Genomic DNA, 19099 nt, shown 5'->3' on the forward strand with positions numbered 1-19099 from the left:
CCTGTGAGCGTAATGTTACCGACGTCGGTACCCTCGTGCGAGAGCTCGAGGTACGCACTAGAGGTCGAGGAGAGTTCGAGATCGATCTCAACCTCGTCACCGGTGACGCCTTGGTAGGTCGTGTCAGCGAAATTGACACTTTTATCTCCAGGCTGTTGGACGGTGATACTGGCAGTGTCCTCGGCCGTCGTGTCAGTCACGTCGAACGTGAAGCTGTAGTTACCGAGGCTTTGGTCGCTACTGAAGGTAGCGTTTGTATCCGTGTCAAGCTCGGTGAGCAGAACAGCGCCGTCGTCGGTCTCTTCACCGCTCCCAGCGGTAGTGAAGATCTCACTGATTTCGCTCTCAGTGAGCGCTTCACCGTCGTATTCGCCAGTCACGGAGATGTTGACGTTACTGTCCGTACGAGCAATATCGCTCACGTCTTCGTACGTGAGTGTAGCGTTGTTTCCTTGGGCCACAGAAGCACTGGAGAACTCAGTGCTGATTTGGTGCTCGTTCACCCAGAAGGTTCCCGTGTCAGTGTTATTGGAACCGTGCTGAATGTAGTACCGACCTTCGCTAAGGTCGCTCGTGTCTAATACAGCAGTATTATTGTTTGTATCGACACGAAGGTTCTCAACAACGTCACCGTCCTGCATCAGGTCCGCAGGGGAGTTGACATTATTGATCTTTACCTGCTGTCCGATCCAGGTGTTATTTCCGTCGATACTGCCAACGGTAAGTTCTGCGTCTACCTCGTCATTTGTTGCTGCCGCTGCCGCTCCGGTAAAGGAAACGGTCATGGCAACAACAGACAGGACCATAAGCGCAGCCAGGACGACTGCACGTCCCTTTTTGCGATAGTCTGTTTCGCTTGTCATTTATTATGTTGTTATCGTGTTTGCGTTAGTTAGCGCGCGATTCACCTGGAGAGCGAGTCTACCCCAGCACCGTCGGACCGGGCTGTTTGGTCGACTCACACCGGGTAGGGGTAATCAGTTCTTTAGACAACTCCGTAATAAGCTTTCTGTCTCACATATTACGAGGTCGACATGTGTAAAAGAGGTATTACCGCCCGACGGCGACGGGACAGTATCGAAATAATAAGAACGCTTTGGCCGATCGAAAGAGTTCATCTCCGGTGAAAGTCGCTCGAGCGATGCGCTCTACCGAGACGGTAATTCGATACTACCCCGGTAGTCACGTCTCCCAGCTGGGGCGCGGGCCGACTCGCGTGCGGTGCAATATAAGGGATCGTGTTTGTCAGGTCTGCGAGACACGAGCAGTGACCACGAGTAGGATATCGGAGACCCCGCCAGTATCACAGGAAAACTAGGAATTATAGTCCGGACCGCCCTTCGTCTACGCATGCACCGCGAATTCATCGAGTTGCTCGAGGCGAACGCCGAGCACGCCGAAACGCACAACTCGCAGTTCGACGACATCCAGGACTCTCAGGAACCGGACGTCGTCACCGTCTGTTGTTCCGACTCGAGGGTCCTCCAGGACCACATGTGGGGCAACGACGAACCGGGACGGATCTTCACGTGTGGCAACATCGGCAACCGCGTCGTCCAACGCACGGACGCGGGCGAGGTCGTCTCCGGCGACGTCCTCTATCCGGTCGCACACACCGGCACGGAGACCGTCGTCGTCGTGGGGCACACGGGCTGCGGTGCCGTGACGGCGACGTACGACGAGCTGACCGACGGCGTGGACGAACCCGACGGAATCACGCACTGCCTCGAACTTCTGAAGCCCCACCTCGAGCCGGGCGTCGAACTCCTCCCCGACGATGTCGACCGAACGGCTGCCATCAATCGGCTCGTCGAGTACAACGTCGACCGACAAGTCGAGTTCCTCACGGAAAGCGACGACATCCCGGCGACCGTCGACGTCGTCGGCGTCGTCTACGACTTTCAGGACGTCTACTCCGGTAATCGCGGCGAGGTTCACGTCATCAACGTCGGCGGCGAAACCGACATCGACGCGCTCCGGGAGGAGTATCCGGACCTCGAGTCGCGGATCGAACGCCGCTGGGACTACTGAGACGGCCTCCTATCAGTGCGGTCGCCGATGCGAATCGAACTCGACGAAAACGGATTACCTCGACGAGACTCCGTTTCTTATCCTTGTTCAGGTGGCTGAAATCCATGACGGAATCTCGTGGAAATCGGCACTTGACTCGCTCCCAGAACAGCGAATACGGGCGTAACAGGCTCCCTATTGCTTCCGCATATAAAAGAAAGTGCTCCCGAATTCTACAGGCCACTGTTTAGAACGGCTAGTGCGTGTCGAACGAGTTGATCACGTTGCTCGTCGTGTAGGCCTCAACGACATCCTGTTCCTCGAAATCGGAGTCATCGCTCCAAATATCGGCGTCGCTGGCGAGAGCACACGCGACGTACAACATGTCGTCCGGGTCGGTGTTGCCGATCGCCGCATCGGCCTGCTCGATATACGGATAGAACTCGCTGGCGGGAACGGCTTCGATTACTGGAAGAGGAGATCAATAGACTGTGCGACTCGATCCGGAGTCATCCCTGACTTCTCGACGATCAACCCGTATAGTTCTCGAGTTCGTCGTGGACGAACTCGGGTGTCACGAGATCCGGTTCGAGCGTGACGATGAGTTCGCGGGTTTTTGAGTCGGCGATGAGCGCAGAGATGACGACATTGGCGTCGATAACCAGCCTCATTCGTTGGGACTACTCCGACTCTTCTTCGACGCGGTCGCGTGCGCTCTCGTTGATCTTGTCGGCTATTTCCGCGACGTCGCTCTCTGTGAGTTGGCTTCCGGACGTGAGTTCGGCCATCACGTCGAGCGTCTCGATCTTTTCTTGGATAGCCTGGCGGGTGACCTCGCTCCAGTTGATCTCCGGATGTTGCTCCATTCTGTCTTTGAGGTCGTCGTCGACATTGACGGTGATACTGGGCATACAGAAGACTATGCAGACACAGAATATTGTGCCTTTGGGTGGGAACACAGCAGCAAGAGCTGACCGCTACCTTCGTGATATTCTTTTTATCGAGACTGAGCGCGGTACTCGTGTGGTGGTGTTGGAACGTATTTGACGCGGACAAATATCCGGTCTTCCGGCTGCTCACCGGCTCCGACTGAACGCGAACGGTCGCTCAGGGATGAATTTTAAATTACTACTTGGGAGATAGAGTGCCTAAGATGTGATTTTTGAGGGTTACCGACTCTCCCGTTGCTCCACCTTGTTCAGGTCTATAACTCACGTGACACTGTTTCGTGTACTTTCCGGTTTCTCGGTACGTGAACCCATCTTTCCACCGATCGAATAGGCTTCCCGCTAGCATTTTTAAGTGTGCATGTAGTACTGTGTACTACGATGGCGACGAAAACGATTTCACTCGACGAGGAAGCCTATGAGCGGCTGAAAGCCCGAAAAAAGGAGGGAGAAAGCTTCAGTGAAACCGTCAAGCGCCTTGCAGGAGAACGGTCGTGGAACGAGGTCACAGGAATTCTCTCCGAGGACGAGGCGGCAGACCTTGAGGCCGCTATCGAGGAAGGACGAACGAAGTCCAGAGAACGGAGTGATCGCCTCACAGCAGCGTTAAACGAAGCCGTAGACGACGAGACGAGGGAATGATTCAGGACACATCGTTCATTATCGACTTACTTCGGGGCGACGAAAACGCAAAACGACTGCTCGATATCGTCGAAAAAGAAGCGCGACCACAAAAAATGTCCTCGGTGACGGTTTTGGAACTCTACGAGGGCGTTGCTCGGTCTCAAACACCGGAGTCGAAGCGAGAGCGAATTCTCGAGATACTGGAAACAAAGCACGTCGTGAGTGCCGACCATACCGTGATGCGAAAAGCCGGAAAACTCTCCGGTGAGCTAATTAATGACGGCGAACGGATTGACCGAGAAGACTGCATTATCGCTGCGACTGCGCTTCTCACCGACGAACCGGTCATCACGAGAAACACGAAGCACTTCGGACGTATCGACGGCCTCGAAGTACGGTCTTACTAAATCCTCGAGTGAAGTGCTACCGACTCTCCCGCTGTTCGACCTTGTTCAGTTCGATCAGTAGCCGGAAGATAGCCTTCACCAGGTTCGCATCGACGTCGAACTGCTCGGCGTTGTCACCCGCCCGCTCCATGACCTGCTGTTCCTGTTTCTCGTCGGTCGTCGGTAATCCCTGTTCGTCCTTGACCGCAGCGATCGTGTCCGCGACGTAGGTTCGCTGAGCGATCAGTTCGACGATCTCCTGATCGATCATCTGGATCTCCTCGCGCAGTTCGTCGAGGTCCATCTCTTCTGGCGTGCGGTCCTCCTCGTCGATTCCGCCGTCCGTCACCGTGTCAGTGTGCTCTCGAGTCATGTCGTTCGTATTCCGTCCGTTCGCGTCCGCAGTAATCGTGTCGTTCCGTCCCGCTCGGCCCACTCCTCTCGGAGCGCCTCGAGCGTCCTGTCGCCTTCGGGTCGCCCGTCGACCGTCCCGACGATGTCGCTGTCACTGGCGAGTTCGACGGTCGCCGTCGTCTCGAGGTCGATGGCGAACGCCGAGCTGGTTCCCGTCGCGAGCGCGTTGAGCACCGTTCCGGCTGCCGGAGCGACGGCGCGGCCGTCCATACCTGCACAGTCTCAGCAGGTGTACTTACGGCTGACGATCCGTTGGAGGCGAAAGCCGACGCTCGCCGTCTCGAGGGCGTCGCCGGGACTATACCGCGTCGAGAAAGCCGAGCGTCTCGCTGTCGAGAAGACGAGCGTGATCCGATCGGACGGACGAGAGAGCGCACTCTTTTTCCCCGATCCGGCCGAAACTCGAGAATATGAGCGCACGGAACAACGTCGCCCCCAGTACGATCGGCGTCGATCTCGTCGACGGTGGCGTCGTCGTCGAGTACCACGACGGTCGAGAGGTGTTCTACCACGGCCCGCCGAAACCCGTCGACGGATCGCTGACGACGCCGCCGGGGAAGGAGGTCCACGTTCTCGTCACCGACCCCGACGGAGTCGAGGGCGTCATGACGTACGTCAACGACCGCAACACGCACGACGACATCCTCGAGACGACCGGCGTCGGCCGCGTGATGCTCGAGCGCGACGACGAGGAGGCACTGTTCCCGGGCGTCACCGTCGCGACGGAGGCCTACTCGGTGCGCGTCGAAGCCGACCTCTCGGTCGTCGACGGTCGCGTCTTCGTCTTCGCCGAGGACGAGATGAGCGAACACGCCTACGAACTCGTCGAGGGGGACGGAAACGACGCCGACGGGGGCGACGAGGACTGATGCCGCTGCAGAAATCCTGGCGCGACCTCGAGCGGGAGACGGTCGCCGCCGCGCCGGACCGGCCCGGCGTCTACGAACTCGGCGACGACTCGGGAACGGTGCTCGCGGTCGACCACGGCGTCCTCCGGGACGAACTCAAGAGCGTGCTGGCCTACGGCGACGGCGAGCGCGTCCGGTGGACCGAAACCCATACGCTCGAGCAGGCCCGCGAACTCGCCGACGAGCACCGCGAACGCCTCGAGTGAACGAGTCAGATCGCAACCGGATCACTGGATGTAGGACGGGTCGCTGTCCTCACATCGCGACTCGTGTTCCGTCGCGTCCGACTTGTCGTCGAAGAGGAGTCCGCAGGTCTCGCACTCGTACCAGGTAGTGTCGTCGCGTTCGGTCTGGACTACCATGCTAGACGATGGACCACGAACGGCAAAAGGCGTTTCTCCGGTGATTGCAGCGAGACCGAACGGTGGCAGCCCCCTCCCGAACCGCCGTCGTCAGGCGTCGAGTTCGGTCAGTTCCTCGACGTCCGGGATCTGCTCGCTCGCGGTGGTGATCTGGCGCATTCGCTGTTCGTGTTTCGTGTACGCGTAGTCGGCGAGGTCGGAGGGGCTCGGGCCGGGACCTCCCTCGGAGCTGGCCCCGTCGTCGCTCGTCAGGCTCTCCTGGACGAGCGGCACCAGTTCGTCGACCGTCTCGCGGAGGAGGTCGGGATCGACGTCCCCCTCGCTCACGAGCTCCTTGAGTTTCGCCATCCCGAAGCCCACGTGGCGTCCCTCGTCGCTGCGAACCAGTTTGAGTCCCTCGACCAGTCCCGGCAGATCGGGGAGTTCGGGTTCGTTCTCGCCGTACGCGAGGGTGAGTCCGTAGTAGCCGGTCTGGGCCAGTATTCCCTCGATCGTCAGGTGGTAGTGGCAGTGAGCCTTCGCGCGATTTTCCGGCGTGTCCTCCTCGAGGAGGAGCGCCATCGCCCGCTCGTTGCGTTCGAACAGTTCGTCGTAGGGCTCGTTGAACCACTTCTCGTCGGTCGGCGACGAGAGCTCCTGTCCGCGGCGTTCCTCTTCGGTGTGAATCACTTCGCGCCAGTAGCGATCGAAGAAGTCGGTGTGTTTGGACTCCTCGTAGAGCTGCGTCGTGATGAACATCTGGTCGTTGATATCCTCCAGGACGACCGCCAGCGGCCCGAGATCCTCCGTCACCGATTCCTCTCCCGCGCCGAACAGCGCGAGCGACTGCTTGAGCCCCGTAAAGGCCGGCTCGGGGAGCTCGGCCACTCCCTCCACGTCCGCCGCGAGGTCGATATCGTGGGGGTCCCAGTGTTTCTCGACCGCGTTTCGGTAGTAGTTGTGCGATCGGGTTCCCGTCTCGAGTTGCATCGCCGGCTCGTTAGTGGCCATTCTCACTCGAACAGATGCACTGGCGACCGATGGGCTTGTATCTCATCAGTTAGGGTGTTTAAATAGAACGGGGGTCGAAGGGGACGTATGGGACTCATCGTCGAGTATCAGCTCAAATCCCCCGACCTGCCGCTGACGGATGCGGTGGCGGCCGTCCCGGAGATCACGGTCTACATCGATCGCATTCTAGTCGACGACCCCGATCGACCGGTCGTGCTCTGCCGGGCGGTCGGCGACGCCGACCGCGAGTTCGGGGCCGCGCTCGAGGACGACCCGACCGTCGAGACGCAGACACCGATCGACGGTGCGGACGGCGGGTCGACGTACCGAATCAGATTGCGCGACCCGCCGCTACCGATCTACCGGAAGTTCGTCGAACTCGGAACGACGCCGTTGGGTGGAATCGTGACCGTGGACGGCTGGTGGGGGCGGGCCCGGTTTCCCGACCGAGAGGCGCTCGCGGAGTATCGGTCGTTCGTTACCGACCGGGGCGGCACGTTCAAACTCGAGCGGCTCACTCGAGAATCGTCGAGCGACGATCCGCCGTTCGGACTCACCGCCGAACAGTACGAGGCCCTCGTCGCGGCCCGCGATGCGGGCTATTTCGACGTCCCGCGAGAGGCGTCGACGGAGGAGATCGGCGATCGACTGGGGATTTCGGCACCGTCGGCCTCCGAGCGGCTCCGTCGCGGAATCGACCGGTTGCTGGAAAACGCGCTGTAGCCGCGAACCACCGATGACATCACCTCATTCCGCGCGTATGCAGCGGCGTCCGATGGGACAATTCTCAAGGCGACCGGCCCGAAAGGAACGAGTATGAGTTCGTCGGAATCGGACGGCGTCACGCTGTCGGTTCGCGCTGCCGAAAAGGGAGACGCCGGCCGGGGCGTCGCGCGAATTCCCGAACCGGTGCGGCGACAGCTCGGCATTCTCAGCGGCGACGCCGTCGTGATCGACGGCGACGAGTCGACGGTTGCCAAGATGTGGCCCGCGGATCCGTCGGTCCCCGACGACGCCATCCAGATCGACGGCGATACCCGCGCGAACGCCGGCGTTCACGTCGGTGACACGGTCACCGTCCGGGCGAAAGACAAGTCGACCATCGCCGACGCCGATCGGGTGACGCTCGTCGCGCCGCCGGGACTCGCCGAGAGTCAGCGACGGGCCGCCGAGAACGGCGCGGCGGAGAAACTCCGCAATCGACCGGTCCGTGCCGGGGAACAGGTCCGGATCGAGGGAATCGATCAGCAGCCGTTCCGGGTCACCGACACGGATCCAGACGGTGACGTTCGAATCACGAGCGCGACGACGGTTCGGCTCGCCGATCTCGAGTCGGGACCGGACGCCGCTCCGAATTCGAGCACGACGGGATCCACCGACCGCGGCCGACAGTCGGACGGCTCCGCCGGAGCGACGGCCGGGACCGACCACAGTCTCGAGGCCGAAACGGCCGAACTCGAGGCGGGCTCCGGCGTCACCTACGAGGACATCGGCGGCCTGGACGAGGAGCTCGAGCAGGTCCGCGAGATGATCGAGCTCCCGCTGTCGGAGCCGGAACTGTTCAGACGCCTCGGCGTCGAACCGCCGTCCGGCGTCTTGCTGTACGGCCCGCCGGGCACCGGGAAGACGCTGATCGCACGCGCCGTCGCCAACGAGGTCGACGCCGCGTTCGAGACGATCTCGGGGCCCGAGATCATGTCGAAGTACAAAGGGGAGTCGGAAGAACAGCTCCGGGAGACGTTCGAGAAAGCGCGCGAGGAAGCACCCACGATCATCTTCTTCGACGAGATCGATTCGATCGCCGGGACGCGCGACGACGACGGGGACGCCGAAAACCGGATCGTCGGCCAGCTACTGACGCTGATGGACGGCCTCGACGGCCGCGGCGAGGTGATCGTCATCGGCGCGACCAACCGCGTCGACGCGATCGATCCGGCGCTCCGACGCGGCGGCCGCTTCGACCGTGAGATTCAGATCGGCGTCCCCGACGAGACGGGTCGCCGAGAAATCCTCGAGGTCCACACCCGCGGGATGCCCCTGGCCGACGACGTGGATATCGACGCGATCGCACGCCGGACCCACGGCTTCGTCGGCGCGGATCTCGACGCCGTGGCGAGCGAAGCGGCGATGGCAGCCATCCGCGATCGGCCGACCGAGACCGACGAGCGCCGCGAGTGGAACCGAGATCCGACCGTCCGAAAGCGCCACTTCGACGCCGCGCTCGCCGCTGTCGAACCGTCGGCGATGCGCGAGTACGTCGCCGAGTCACCGACGACCGACTTCTCGGACGTCGGCGGCCTCGACGAGGCGAAGCAAACGCTCCGGGAGTCGGTCGAGTGGCCGCTGACCTACGACCGACTGTTCGAGGAGACCAACACCGATCCGCCCTCCGGCGTTCTGCTGTACGGTCCGCCCGGCACCGGGAAGACGCTGCTCGCGCGCGCACTGGCGGGCGAAACCGACGTCAACTTCGTCCGGGTCGACGGCCCCGAGATCATCGATCGCTACGTCGGCGAGTCTGAGAAAGCGATCCGCGAGGTGTTCGAACGCGCCCGCCAGTCCGCCCCGTCGATCGTCTTCTTCGACGAACTCGACGCCATCGCGGCCGCTCGAGGCGACGGCCACGAGGTCACCGAACGCGTCGTCTCGCAGCTCCTGACCGAACTCGACGGGATGCGCGAGAACCCCAATCTCGTCGTCCTGGCCGCGACCAACCGCAAGGACCAGATCGATCCGGCGCTGCTCCGGCCCGGTCGGCTCGACACCCACGTCTTCGTCGGCGAGCCCGATCTGGACGCCCGCGAGAAGATCCTCGAGGTTCACACGCAGGGGAAACCCCTCGGCGCCGACGTCGATATCGTCGAACTCGCGGCCGAACTCGAGGGAGACACCGGCGCGGATCTCGAGGCGCTGGTCAGAGACGCCTCGATGCGGGCGATTCGAGAGGTGGCCGCGGAGTCAGACCCCGAAGCGGCCAACGAGCGGGCCGACGAGGTCCGAATCGAACGACGACACTTCGAGGCCGCGCGGGAGTCTACCGACCGAACGTGACCCGAATCGAACGCTATCGGGCCGCTACTCACGGCCGGACTGTCAGTGCGTTCTACTCGCTTCGTTCGGCGGAAGGGAGGCCAGTTCACCGGCCGTCCCGAGCACGGAGAGCTCGTCGCCGTCCCGTAGCGTCTCGTTGTCGGCCGGGAACGGAATCACCTCGTCGTCGCGGACGACGACGAGAACGGTCCCCGAAAGCCAGCCGACGAACACGTTGTCGAGGGTACCGCCGTCTTCGACGGTAACGGATCGCACCGTCTCGTCGGCGGCTCGGAGCGCGGAACACAGCGCGTCGCCGTCGTTCGGCGGTGCCGATCGCGTCGTCAGTCGATAGCTCGAGCCGGGATCGAACGCGAGCCGATCGGCAGCGTCGGCGTCCACGGCGATCGTCGCCAGATCCCCAGCAGTGGCGCGTACCGTTCCGGTCGCCGCGAGTCGGCTCGAGTCCCCCTCGGTCGCCCAGACCTCGATCGGATCGCCGACGCTCGCGGCCGGTGGCGGATCGGTGCGGATCGGCATCGCGACGGTTCCCGTCGGCAGGCTTGCCCCGATTCGAGAGCGAGTGCCGCCGACCGCGAGTCGCTCGATCGTCCCGTCGGCTCCCATCGTGATCGACGCGTGACCGAGACCGTAATCGCGCTCGAGGCGGGTCGCGAGCCGAGAGCGAAGTGTCGATTCGTCGCTGATCTGTGGGAGCGACACCGTTCTGCCGGCGAGGTCGCGTTTAACCGACGAGTCGATCGGCGGATAGCCCGCTGCATCGTCTATCCGTTCCGGTAACTGGACCGCTATCGAGCGCCGCGCCGATCGGACGAGCGAGGCGATCTCGCCGGTGGCCGCCAGCCGGTCGATATCGAAGACGTCACGCGCGATCCCGTCACCGATTCGCCGGCCGATCTCGGCGGCGACCGCACTGACGACGACCGCGCCGAGGACGTACGTCGCGGTCGCGTGGTGGACGAGCGCCGTTTCGTCGATGATCGTCGCCCGCTCGAGACCGGCGGCGTTCAGCCACCCCGCGACGACGGCGAGTCCGGCGAACGCGCCGACGCCGACCGGAGCCGCTCGCGTACTCGCGGCCCGATACCCGAACGAAACTGCGGTCGCGACGATGCCGGCAATCAGCGCGAACCCGAGTATATTGAGCAGTGCCGTCTCGGTCCACTCGGTGACGGCCGTCTGCAAGACGATGACTCCGGTCACGAGTCACCCTCCGAGGCCGGGATCACGGATGAACGCGGCGTCGGTTCGCGATCACCGTCGATCCGCCGCTGTAACGCGATTCGGTCCCCGACGACGAACACGTCGTCCCGGTCGTCGAGCGTCGCCACGTCGGGATCGAGACACCACGTCTCCCGGTCGGCGACCGGATCGACGCTCGTCGGCCCCGTGGCGTCGACGCCGGCGTTGGGGCGGCTCGCCGCGAGGACGCGGATCGTATTGTCAGTCGCTTCGCCACCCGTATCGACGGATTCCCTCACCGCACCGAACGACACGCGCCGAACCGAGTAGTCCGCTCGCTCGAGCCGGAACAGGGCCTGACGGTCGGCGTCCGGTCCGCTAGCGGGGACGGCGATTCGGGCGCGATCAGCAGTGAGTAGCGGGTCGGCGTCAGCGGACGGAACGGCGACGGTAACGCGACCCTCGCCACCGACGGTTTCGGCGGTCGGGCGCGAGATCGCGTTCGTCGCCCCGACGGGTGGACGACACCCGTTCTCGATTGGATCTCCCTCGCCGAACCGGACTCTGGAATCGGTGGCAGACCCCGATATCGGGGGAGCGTCCGAGAGCGAAGCGCCGGCTCGTACGTGCCCGGACTCATCGCGTCGACTGGCGCTCAGAACGGTCGCCGTCACCGACTCACCTCGAACGTAGACGGCGACGTCGTCACCCGGTCGCAGTCCGGTCGGGAGGAGCGCCGAAATCGCAACGGCGCGCCAACCGTCGGGCACTGCCGTCGCGATATCGCCGGATTCCGGTGCGGCGGCGACGGTGGCCCGACCGCGCCCGTCGATCGACGCGTCGACGGCGGCCAGTTCGTACTCGGTTCGGAGTCGCGCCTCGAGCCGCGTCTCGAGCGCGGACAACGGGAGATCCGCGGGGAATCGCCACGCGTCCGCCTCGAGTACCCGCCGAACGTCGGGCGACAGCGACGGATAGCCGTCGATCTCACCAATTCGACCGGTCGTGCGGATCGTTACCTGTCCCATCGCGTCGACCGAGTCGATAGCCGCGGCGGCGAGCGATCGGTTCCGCTGAGTCGGTCGCCCCGCTCCGAACGGGAGTTCCGACGCGACGCGCTCGCCCTGACTGGTCGCGTACACCGCCAGGATGGCGACGACGAGCGTTCCGGTCGCGAGGCGGGGAAGCTGCGTTCGAACGACGCGTGGCTCGAACTCGAGCACGCCGACGAAATAGCCGTTGAGAGCGGCGAGTGCCACGCCGAGCGCGACGCTCGCTGGCAACGGCAGCCTCGAGCCGCGGTCGCTGAAGACGGCACCGATGGATCCGACGGCGATCGCGGGGCCGATCCCGACGACCAGCCCGAACGCGATACCGATGATGAGCTCGGTCGTCGTTTCGATCATCGGTCGTCTCGGTCAGCGTTCGCCTCGATCATCGCTATCGAGAGACGACCCGGATGCTCGGGTTCGGCTGTTCGTCGATGTAGTTACTGTCGGACGGCGGGATCACCTCGAGCTGGATCGTTCCCATGTCCTGATCCGCTCGAAGGCTCTGTGAGCCGTCGAAATCTAACTCCGCGTGGTTATCGCCGCCGGTCGATTTGTCGAGCACGCCGTCGAGCTGTGCGGAGTCGGCGGTCGCGACGATGGTCGCGTCCGAGACGTTGTTCCCGTTTTCGTCCATCGCGTAGACGTCCACTTTCGCATCGTTTCCGGTCGCATCCGCGTCGATCACCTGATCGTCGTCGGCGATTTTCACGGTCACCTCCGTATCGCCCACGCTGCCGATTCCGCCGAGCATGTTGAGCATGATCGCCAGTGCCGCGACGCCGACGACCAGCGCGATCACCAGCCGAATCGGGAGCCCCTCGATCGCGCGATCGTCTCGAGCGAACGACGAGCGCGGTCGGTTCGTCCCATCCGTCGAATCCGAGTCGGTCCGTTTCGAAGTCACGCCTCGCTTGGCCGCGGCATCGCACTTAAACGGTGGCTCGAGGGTTCAAATACGATGCCGCGGCAGTTCCTCCCGTGAGTTTCGTACTGGGTCGCGACGGCGATCGCGAGGCTGGCCCCGTCGGTCGCCTCGGCTCCTACCGCGCGCTCGACGGCAGCGACGGCGCACCCCTCCACCTCGATCTCGACGGACCGCATGCGATGTTGCTCGTCGGCAAGCGCGGCTACGGAAAGTCCTACACGATGGGCGTCATCGCGGAAAACCTGGCGCGGTCACGCGGCGTCGCGCCCGTTCTCGTCGATCCGATGGGCGCGTTCGACACGCTGGCGGAACCGGTCGACGGCGAGGCGGTGCCGGCCAGCGTCGTCGACGAGCCGACCGTCACGGCCGCCTCCCTCGATCCCAGATCGTGGTGTGAACTGCTCGGCCTCTCGCCGGAACGCGGCGCTGGCAGCCTGCTCTGGCGGGCCGCCCAAGACGAGTCGACGATCGAGGACATGCGGGCGCACGTCGCGTCCGCCGACGCCTCGAGGGTTGCAGTGCGCGCCGCGACCAACCACTTGCGCCTCGCCGACTCGTGGGGCGTCTTCGACCCCGAGGGACTCGATGCGACCGCCCTCGGCGGACCGGAGATATCGGTCGTCGACGTCTCGGGGCTCGCGGCCGCACCGATGAACGCCGTCTGCCGCGGCGTCGCGGAGGCGCTGTACCGAGCGCGGGTCCGCGAATCGATCGATCGGCTCCCCTGGCTCTTGCTCGACGAGGCCCACGCGTTCTTCGACGGCGTGGCCGAGCCCGCTCTCGAGACGATCCTCACGCGCGGCCGTGCGCCCGGCGTCAGTCTGGTCGCCGCGACCCAGCGACCGAGCGCCGTCCCCGAGGTCGGCATCTCTCAGTCGGATATCCTCTGTGCACACCGGCTGACCGCCCGAGACGATCTGTCGGCGCTCGAGCACGCACAACCGACGTACGTGAGCGACTCGCTGGCCGATGCGGAGCGGTTACCGGACGCGCCCGGGGAGGTCGTCGTCATCGACGACGCGACGGAGACGGTTCACGCTGCGCGAGTTCGTTCTCGAGACACCCCCCACGGGGGAACGAGTCCGACTGCGAGCGACGTGATAACCGACGGAGTCACGCGAATCGAGTAGCACTGGTCCTCGAATACGACGCGGAGAACGAAATCCGATCGATGGAAAAACGGGAAGAACGTGACTACTGGAAGCCGATGCGGCTGCCGCGGCGACCCGTCGGATCGGGACCGCTCGTGCCGCCCTGGAACTCCTCTTCGATCTGCTCGTAGTAGTCGAGGATGTCGTCGGTGATCGTCGGCCGGACGTTCTCCATGGCCTGTCGGAAGTGGCGCATCTCGACGATGTCGGCCTCCTCGTCCTCGCGGAGGGCCTCGATGGCCGCCTCGCGGGCGATCGACTCGAGGTCGCTGCCGACGTAGCCGTCCGTGATCTCGGCGATCTCGCGCAGCGTGACGTCGGCGGCGAGCGGCGTGTCTTCGGTGTGGATCTCGAGGATCCGTTCGCGGCCGTCGACGTCGGGTTCGCCGATCATGACGAGCCGGTCGAACCGACCCGAGCGCAGGAGTGCGGGGTCGATCATGTCCGGCCGGTTGGTCGCGCCGATGACCATCACGTTCTCCATCTCCTCGAGCCCGTCGAGTTCGGTCAGGAGCTGGTTGACGACCCGCTCGGAGACGTTCGAGCCGACCTCACCGCCCCGGCCCGGCGCGAGCGCGTCGAGCTCGTCGAAGAAGATGACCGTCGGGGAGACCTGCCGCGCCTTGCGGAAGGTCTGTCGGATGGCCTTCTCCGACTCGCCGACCCACTTCGAGAGGAGCTGCGGGCCGCGCACGGAGATGAAGTTCGCGTTGGTCTCGTTGGCGACGGCCTTCGCCATCAGCGTCTTCCCGGTGCCCGGCGGGCCGTACAGCAAGACGCCGGCGGGCGGGTCGACGCCCAGCCGATCGAACCGCTCGGGGTTGGAGAGCGGCCACTCGACGGACTCCTGAACCTGGTCTTTGGCGTTTTGCAGGCCGCCGACGTCGTCCCAGGAAATTTTCGGCAGTTCCACGAGGACCTCCCGCATCGCCGAGGGTTCGACCTCGTTGAGCGCCCCGCGGAAGTCCGTCCGCTTGACGATCATCCGATCGATCAGGCTCGGCGGGATGTCCTCCTCGTCGAGATCGATCTCGGGGAGGTAGCGCCGGAGCGCCTTCATCGCGGCTTCCTTGGTCAGGCTCTCGATGTCGGCGCCGACGAAGCCGTGGGTCTCGTCGGCGAGGTGGCCGAGGCTGACGTCGTCGGAAAGCGGCATCCCGCGGGTGTGGATCTGCAGGATCTCCTCGCGGCCCGTCTCGTCGGGAACGCCGATCTCGATCTCGCGGTCGAACCGGCCCGGACGCCGAAGCGCGGGATCGACCGAGTCGACGCGGTTGGTCGCCGCGATGACGATGACCTGGCCTCGCGACTCGAGGCCGTCCATCATCGTCAGCAGCTGGGCGACGACGCGGCGTTCGACCTCGCCCGTGACGTCCTCGCGCTTGGGTGCGATGGAGTCGAGTTCGTCGATGAAGATGATCGACGGCGACTCCTCGGTGGCGTCCTCGAAGATCTCCCTGAGTTGCTGTTCGGACTCGCCGTAGTACTTCGAGATGATCTCCGGGCCGGCGATAGAGAAGAAACTGGCGGAGGTCTCGTTGGCGACGGCCTTGGCGAGCAGGGTCTTCCCGGTGCCCGGCGGACCGTGCAGGAGCACGCCCTGTGGCGGCTCGATACCGAGTTTCTTGAAGATCTGCGGATGCTTCATCGGGAGTTCCACCATTTCCCTGACCCGCTGGATCTCGTTTTGGAGGCCGCCGATGTCCTCGTAAGTGATCCCGCCTCCGGTCTTCTCGAAGCCCGAAATCGGCTCCTCGCGGAGTTCGACGTCGGTGTCCTCGGTGATGAGGACCACGCCCTCCGGTTCGGTCTCGACGGCTATGAGTGGGATCGCCTGGCCCGGCGACCGCATGAACGGATGATTCGTCGAGCTCATCACGGGGACGATATCGCGGCCGACGACCGGACGCTTGAGGATCTGCCGTTTCACCATGCCGGCGGCGTCGGAGCCGAACTGGACCGACGCCTCCTCCGGCGGCGCGAGGGTGAGCTTGTCGGCTTTCGTCGCTTCGGCCTTTCGGATCGTCACCCGTTCGCCGATTCCCACGTCGGCGTTCTGACGGGTGAAGCCGTCGATGCGGACGGTGTCCGTGTTCCAGTCCTGCCGGTCCGCACGCCAGACCTTCGCGGCAGTCGTGTCTGCACCCTCGATTTCGATGATGTCGCCCGGACTCAGCTTCAGATGCAACAGCGTGTCCGGGTCGAGTCGGGCGATACCACGACCCGAATCGTTCGGGTACGCTTTCGCGACCTCCAGTTGGACTTCGTTCATAGTTTAGGGATGGACGGCGTTGTCTTTCACTCCGGTTCGTGAGCGGATAGGTTTTGTGTTAGCCCACATCTCTATGCTAGTCACTATCATAGAAAGATGCGACCGGACGCTACAAAGATGTACCGGACCCGGTCGGTTTTGGCCGTATCGACAGCCCGTCGAAAACCGGGACAGGTGGCTTTTTGCGTCTCCCCCTCCGGAACGTAGGCATGCGAATTCTCGCCTTCGACGGTCGCATGGGCGCGAGCGGCGACATGATCCTCGCCGCGCTCCTCGGCGCCGGTGCCGACCCCGCCGTCCTCGAGCCCGTGACCGACGCCCTCGAGGTGGAGTATCGGATCGACGAGACGACGAAGCGCGGTATCGCCGCGACGACGGTCGACGTGTTTCTGACGGATGAGGAGAACGACGGAAACGGTCACGATCACGACACCGATCCTCACCACGGTCAGGACGATTCGAACCACGAGCACGACCACGACGGCACTCGCGCCGAGGGTCACGGACCTCGCCGCAGTTATCTCGAGGTCCGCGAGATCGTCGCCGACATGGGCCTCGAGCCGGCGGTCGAACGCGACGCGCTCGCGATCTTCGAACTGCTCGGCGAGGCGGAGGCGAGCGTCCACGGCGAGGATCTCGAGGAGATCCACTTCCACGAGGTCGGGGCCGACGACGCGATCGCGGACGTGGTCGGGGCCGCGGCCTTACTTCGCGACCTCGAGCCCGAGCGGGTCGTCACCACCCCGCTCGCGACCGGCGGCGGGACGGTTTCGATGAGTCACGGCGAGTACCCCGTGCCGACGCCGGCGGTGGTCGAGATCGCCGAGCGGGCCGACTGGTCGCTGCGCGGCGGGCCGGTCGACGCCGAGTTGCTCACGCCCACCGGCGCGGCGATCCTCGGCCACGTCGCCGACGGGATCGACGCGCTGCCCGCGCTCTCGCTCGAGGCGTCGGGCTACGGCGCGGGCGGCTACGACCTCGATCCGCATCCGAACGTCCTCCGGGTGCTGGTCGGCTCCGGCGAGGGGCGGGGCGAACTCACCAAGGACGATATCGCGGTCCTCGAGACCAATCTCGACGACGCGACGCCCGAAGTGCTGGGCGGGCTGCAGGAGACCCTCGCGGACGCGGGCGCGAGAGACGTCTCGATCCTCCCCGCGACGATGAAGAAATCCCGTCCCGGCCACCTCGTGAAGGTCATCTGCAAGCCCGCGGATCGGGAACGCGTCGCTCGAGCGCTGGCCGAAGAGACGGGAACGCTCGGCGTCCGTGACGCGGGCGTCACGCATCGGTGGATCGCGAACCGAGAGTTCGAGACGGCGACGCTCGAGATCGACGGCGACGAGTACGACGTTACCGTGAAAATCGCGAGCGATGCCGATGGTGAGGTCTACGACGTGAGTGCTGAGTACGACGATGCGATGGCGATTGCTCGAGAGACGGGAGTATCGGTCCAAAACGTGCTCCACAGGGCCGAACGAGCAGCCGATTCGTCAGTCGACAGGACCTGATTCCGAATCGCGGTCGATCTCGTTTGACACGGCCAATAGTGGGCTGGTTCCTTTTACGGACAGTATCGGCTACTTTGCCCGATGGCTCGGAGTGGCGGTTTTTTCAACTCTCTCGGTGGTCAACTGGGCGCGACGCAAAAAAAGAAAAGCGTCGTAATCAAACGGATTACGCGGCGAAGAGGTTTCCGAAGAGGCTGTCGATGATATTACTGATATCATCGCCGAGGAGACCTTCGTCGTCGTCACTGGCCTCGGCTTCGGATTCGGCTTCGGACTCGGCGTCGATTTCGTTCGAGGAGATCGTGGTGGTGTCCTCGACGTTGGCGTTGTTAGTCTGGTCGACGTCTTGCTGCTGGGCCGCGTTCGTTTCAGCGTAGCTCTTGTCCGAGCTGCTGTACGAGGACGCGACCTGCGTCTGCTCGTTCTCGTTCTCTTGGTCGACGTCGATGTTAGTCTCCGCGGACGATGTCTGGTTCACGTCTTCGACTTCAACCTCGGATTCAGCTTCGGAGTCGGCCTCCTGTGCCGCTGCTGTTCCCGCGGCCGCTGTAAACATTAGTCCGCCGATCAGTGCTACCGTTAGTGCGAGTGTGATTGCGCGTTTCATTGATTCGGTCACCGTATTCGTCATCGGGCAGCACGCGTGTGGACCACAACGGAGGCAGCTATCACGTGTGACGGCGCTGTCGCTCGCCTCGCGTAGCGCCGACACCTCCCGGTTCTCCCGCTGTGGCGCGTTGCCCAGTCGCTACTGTTTACAGACACCCATTTGAACCCGGCAAACGGTTTCGCAGCGAATCCGCGCGTTGGGACCTGTGTTGTCTTTCCCTATTACAGTGTGATGGTTTTTATCCGAGTTTTGGAGGAATTTGACCTCGTTACAACGACACTACACTTCCGGTTTCCGGCCGTTTCAGGGACGGTCTGTGAGACCACCGTCCCCGAAATGTCGATCGAATCAGAGGTGCGTCTGGGAATGTCAGTCGGTAATAGAATCATGTCCTCGGAGAAACGGTTCACGGCGGCGGGACGAGTCGCCCAGTGTTGACCGCCCGAATCACCGTCCGGTCTCCCGATCGAACCCTGGAACCGAACCGCGACCGCGTCGAGCCCGCTTCGGTACACCGTTGCTCGGTCGAAGTCACTGATTACCGGTTGTAAGGTATCATCTTCCCAATTATATCCCGACGCAACCGAGCTCCAACCTATCGATAACAAAGGTGGTCATCACGGAATGGTGGTTTGCGTCGTAGAGACTCAGAAACGAAAGACACTCACGAAGCAAATCAAACGATCAATGACAAACGACACGAC

At 63.6% G+C, this 19099-nt stretch carries 19 protein-coding genes and 2 pseudogenes; 9 read left to right on the forward strand and 12 right to left on the reverse strand.

Going from position 1 to position 19099, the window contains the following annotated elements; translation table 11 throughout:
• On the reverse strand, positions 1–863 hold an 863-nt coding region (locus AC0QDI_RS08930), incomplete at its 3' end, for a surface glycoprotein (protein WP_474667336.1).
• A gap of 487 nt (positions 864–1350) precedes the next feature.
• On the opposite strand from AC0QDI_RS08930, the gene AC0QDI_RS08935 reads away from it, so the two are divergent.
• Positions 1351–2031, forward strand: a complete 681-nt coding sequence (locus tag AC0QDI_RS08935) for a carbonic anhydrase (protein WP_474667338.1) — start codon at positions 1351–1353, stop codon at positions 2029–2031.
• Positions 2032–2266: 235 nt separating this feature from the next.
• Here AC0QDI_RS08935 and AC0QDI_RS08940 read toward each other — a convergent pair.
• A pseudogene (locus tag AC0QDI_RS08940) lies at positions 2267–2681 on the reverse strand (PIN domain-containing protein).
• Between the two features lie 9 nt (positions 2682–2690).
• Positions 2691–2921 (reverse strand): hypothetical protein, encoded by a 231-nt coding sequence (locus AC0QDI_RS08945; protein WP_474667340.1) that lies wholly within the window; start codon positions 2919–2921, stop codon positions 2691–2693.
• 417 nt (positions 2922–3338) lie between these two features.
• Between AC0QDI_RS08945 and AC0QDI_RS08950 the strand changes: the two genes are divergently transcribed.
• Together AC0QDI_RS08950 and AC0QDI_RS08955 are read left to right on the forward strand one after the other, a co-directional pair.
• On the forward strand, positions 3339–3599 hold the full coding sequence (locus AC0QDI_RS08950) for an antitoxin VapB family protein (protein WP_474667342.1): 261 nt from the start codon (positions 3339–3341) through the stop codon (positions 3597–3599).
• Positions 3596–3988 carry a PIN domain-containing protein gene (locus AC0QDI_RS08955; RefSeq protein WP_474667344.1) on the forward strand — a complete coding sequence of 131 codons (393 nt, stop codon included), beginning with the start codon at positions 3596–3598 and terminating at the stop codon, positions 3986–3988. Before AC0QDI_RS08950 ends, AC0QDI_RS08955 begins: the two co-directional genes overlap by 4 nt.
• 16 nt (positions 3989–4004) lie before the next feature.
• Here the strand turns inward: AC0QDI_RS08955 and AC0QDI_RS08960 are convergent, their stop codons facing one another.
• Together AC0QDI_RS08960 and AC0QDI_RS08965 are read right to left on the reverse strand one after the other, a co-directional pair.
• Entirely contained in the window at positions 4005–4340 is a 336-nt protein-coding gene (locus AC0QDI_RS08960) for a chorismate mutase (RefSeq protein WP_474667346.1), read from the reverse strand.
• An 80-nt stretch (positions 4341–4420) separates the two neighbouring features.
• Positions 4421–4591, reverse strand: a pseudogene (locus tag AC0QDI_RS08965) (shikimate kinase); the annotation flags it as partial.
• A gap of 200 nt (positions 4592–4791) precedes the next feature.
• On the opposite strand from AC0QDI_RS08965, the gene AC0QDI_RS08970 reads away from it, so the two are divergent.
• Positions 4792–5250 (forward strand): DUF5796 family protein, encoded by a 459-nt coding sequence (locus tag AC0QDI_RS08970; RefSeq protein ID WP_474667348.1) that lies wholly within the window; start codon positions 4792–4794, stop codon positions 5248–5250.
• A complete protein-coding gene (locus tag AC0QDI_RS08975; protein WP_474667350.1) occupies positions 5250–5495 on the forward strand; it encodes a DUF7508 domain-containing protein in 246 nt (81 codons plus the stop codon). Before AC0QDI_RS08970 ends, AC0QDI_RS08975 begins: the two co-directional genes overlap by 1 nt.
• Positions 5496–5516: 21 nt before the next feature.
• Here AC0QDI_RS08975 and AC0QDI_RS08980 read toward each other — a convergent pair whose 3' ends face one another.
• Together AC0QDI_RS08980 and AC0QDI_RS08985 are read right to left on the reverse strand one after the other, a co-directional pair.
• Positions 5517–5651 carry a DUF7128 family protein gene (locus AC0QDI_RS08980; protein WP_474667352.1) on the reverse strand — a complete coding sequence of 45 codons (135 nt, stop codon included), beginning with the start codon at positions 5649–5651 and terminating at the stop codon, positions 5517–5519.
• A 90-nt stretch (positions 5652–5741) separates the two neighbouring features.
• Complete coding sequence (locus AC0QDI_RS08985; RefSeq protein ID WP_474667354.1) at positions 5742–6641, reverse strand: ribonucleotide-diphosphate reductase subunit beta; 900 nt, start codon at positions 6639–6641, stop codon at positions 5742–5744.
• Positions 6642–6728: 87 nt separating this feature from the next.
• Between AC0QDI_RS08985 and AC0QDI_RS08990 the strand changes: the two genes are divergently transcribed.
• Positions 6729–7364: a helix-turn-helix domain-containing protein gene (locus tag AC0QDI_RS08990; RefSeq protein WP_474667356.1), complete on the forward strand. Its 636-nt coding sequence runs from the start codon at positions 6729–6731 to the stop codon at positions 7362–7364.
• A 93-nt stretch (positions 7365–7457) separates the two neighbouring features.
• Positions 7458–9692 (forward strand): AAA family ATPase, encoded by a 2235-nt coding sequence (locus AC0QDI_RS08995; RefSeq protein ID WP_474667358.1) that lies wholly within the window; start codon positions 7458–7460, stop codon positions 9690–9692.
• A gap of 42 nt (positions 9693–9734) precedes the next feature.
• Here the strand turns inward: AC0QDI_RS08995 and AC0QDI_RS09000 are convergent, their stop codons facing one another.
• Genes AC0QDI_RS09000 through AC0QDI_RS09010 form a run of 3 tightly spaced genes read right to left on the reverse strand, consistent with a single transcriptional unit; the run spans position 9735 to position 12830 of the window.
• Positions 9735–10895 carry a TrkA C-terminal domain-containing protein gene (locus AC0QDI_RS09000; protein WP_474667360.1) on the reverse strand — a complete coding sequence of 387 codons (1161 nt, stop codon included), beginning with the start codon at positions 10893–10895 and terminating at the stop codon, positions 9735–9737.
• Positions 10892–12280 (reverse strand): DUF8167 domain-containing protein, encoded by a 1389-nt coding sequence (locus AC0QDI_RS09005; RefSeq protein ID WP_474667362.1) that lies wholly within the window; start codon positions 12278–12280, stop codon positions 10892–10894. Before AC0QDI_RS09005 ends, AC0QDI_RS09000 begins: the two co-directional genes overlap by 4 nt.
• A 34-nt stretch (positions 12281–12314) precedes the next feature.
• Positions 12315–12830, reverse strand: coding sequence for a DUF7382 domain-containing protein (locus AC0QDI_RS09010; protein WP_474667364.1), 516 nt, complete (start codon positions 12828–12830; stop codon positions 12315–12317).
• A gap of 74 nt (positions 12831–12904) precedes the next feature.
• Between AC0QDI_RS09010 and AC0QDI_RS09015 the strand changes: the two genes are divergently transcribed.
• Positions 12905–13981 (forward strand): ATP-binding protein, encoded by a 1077-nt coding sequence (locus tag AC0QDI_RS09015; RefSeq protein WP_474667366.1) that lies wholly within the window; start codon positions 12905–12907, stop codon positions 13979–13981.
• A 64-nt stretch (positions 13982–14045) separates the two neighbouring features.
• On the opposite strand, the gene AC0QDI_RS09020 is transcribed toward AC0QDI_RS09015, so the two are convergent.
• Positions 14046–16274 (reverse strand): CDC48 family AAA ATPase, encoded by a 2229-nt coding sequence (locus AC0QDI_RS09020; protein ID WP_474667368.1) that lies wholly within the window; start codon positions 16272–16274, stop codon positions 14046–14048.
• A gap of 209 nt (positions 16275–16483) precedes the next feature.
• On the opposite strand from AC0QDI_RS09020, the gene larC reads away from it, so the two are divergent.
• Positions 16484–17785 (forward strand): nickel pincer cofactor biosynthesis protein LarC, encoded by a 1302-nt coding sequence (gene larC, locus AC0QDI_RS09025; protein ID WP_474667370.1) that lies wholly within the window; start codon positions 16484–16486, stop codon positions 17783–17785.
• Positions 17786–17951: 166 nt separating this feature from the next.
• Here larC and AC0QDI_RS09030 read toward each other — a convergent pair whose 3' ends face one another.
• The gene (locus AC0QDI_RS09030) at positions 17952–18392 is read right to left on the reverse strand and encodes a hypothetical protein (protein ID WP_474667372.1); all 441 of its coding nucleotides are present in this window, start codon (positions 18390–18392) and stop codon (positions 17952–17954) included.
• Positions 18393–19099: the final 707 nt, after the last annotated feature.

Source organism: Natrinema sp. LJW11 (genome assembly GCF_056135975.1).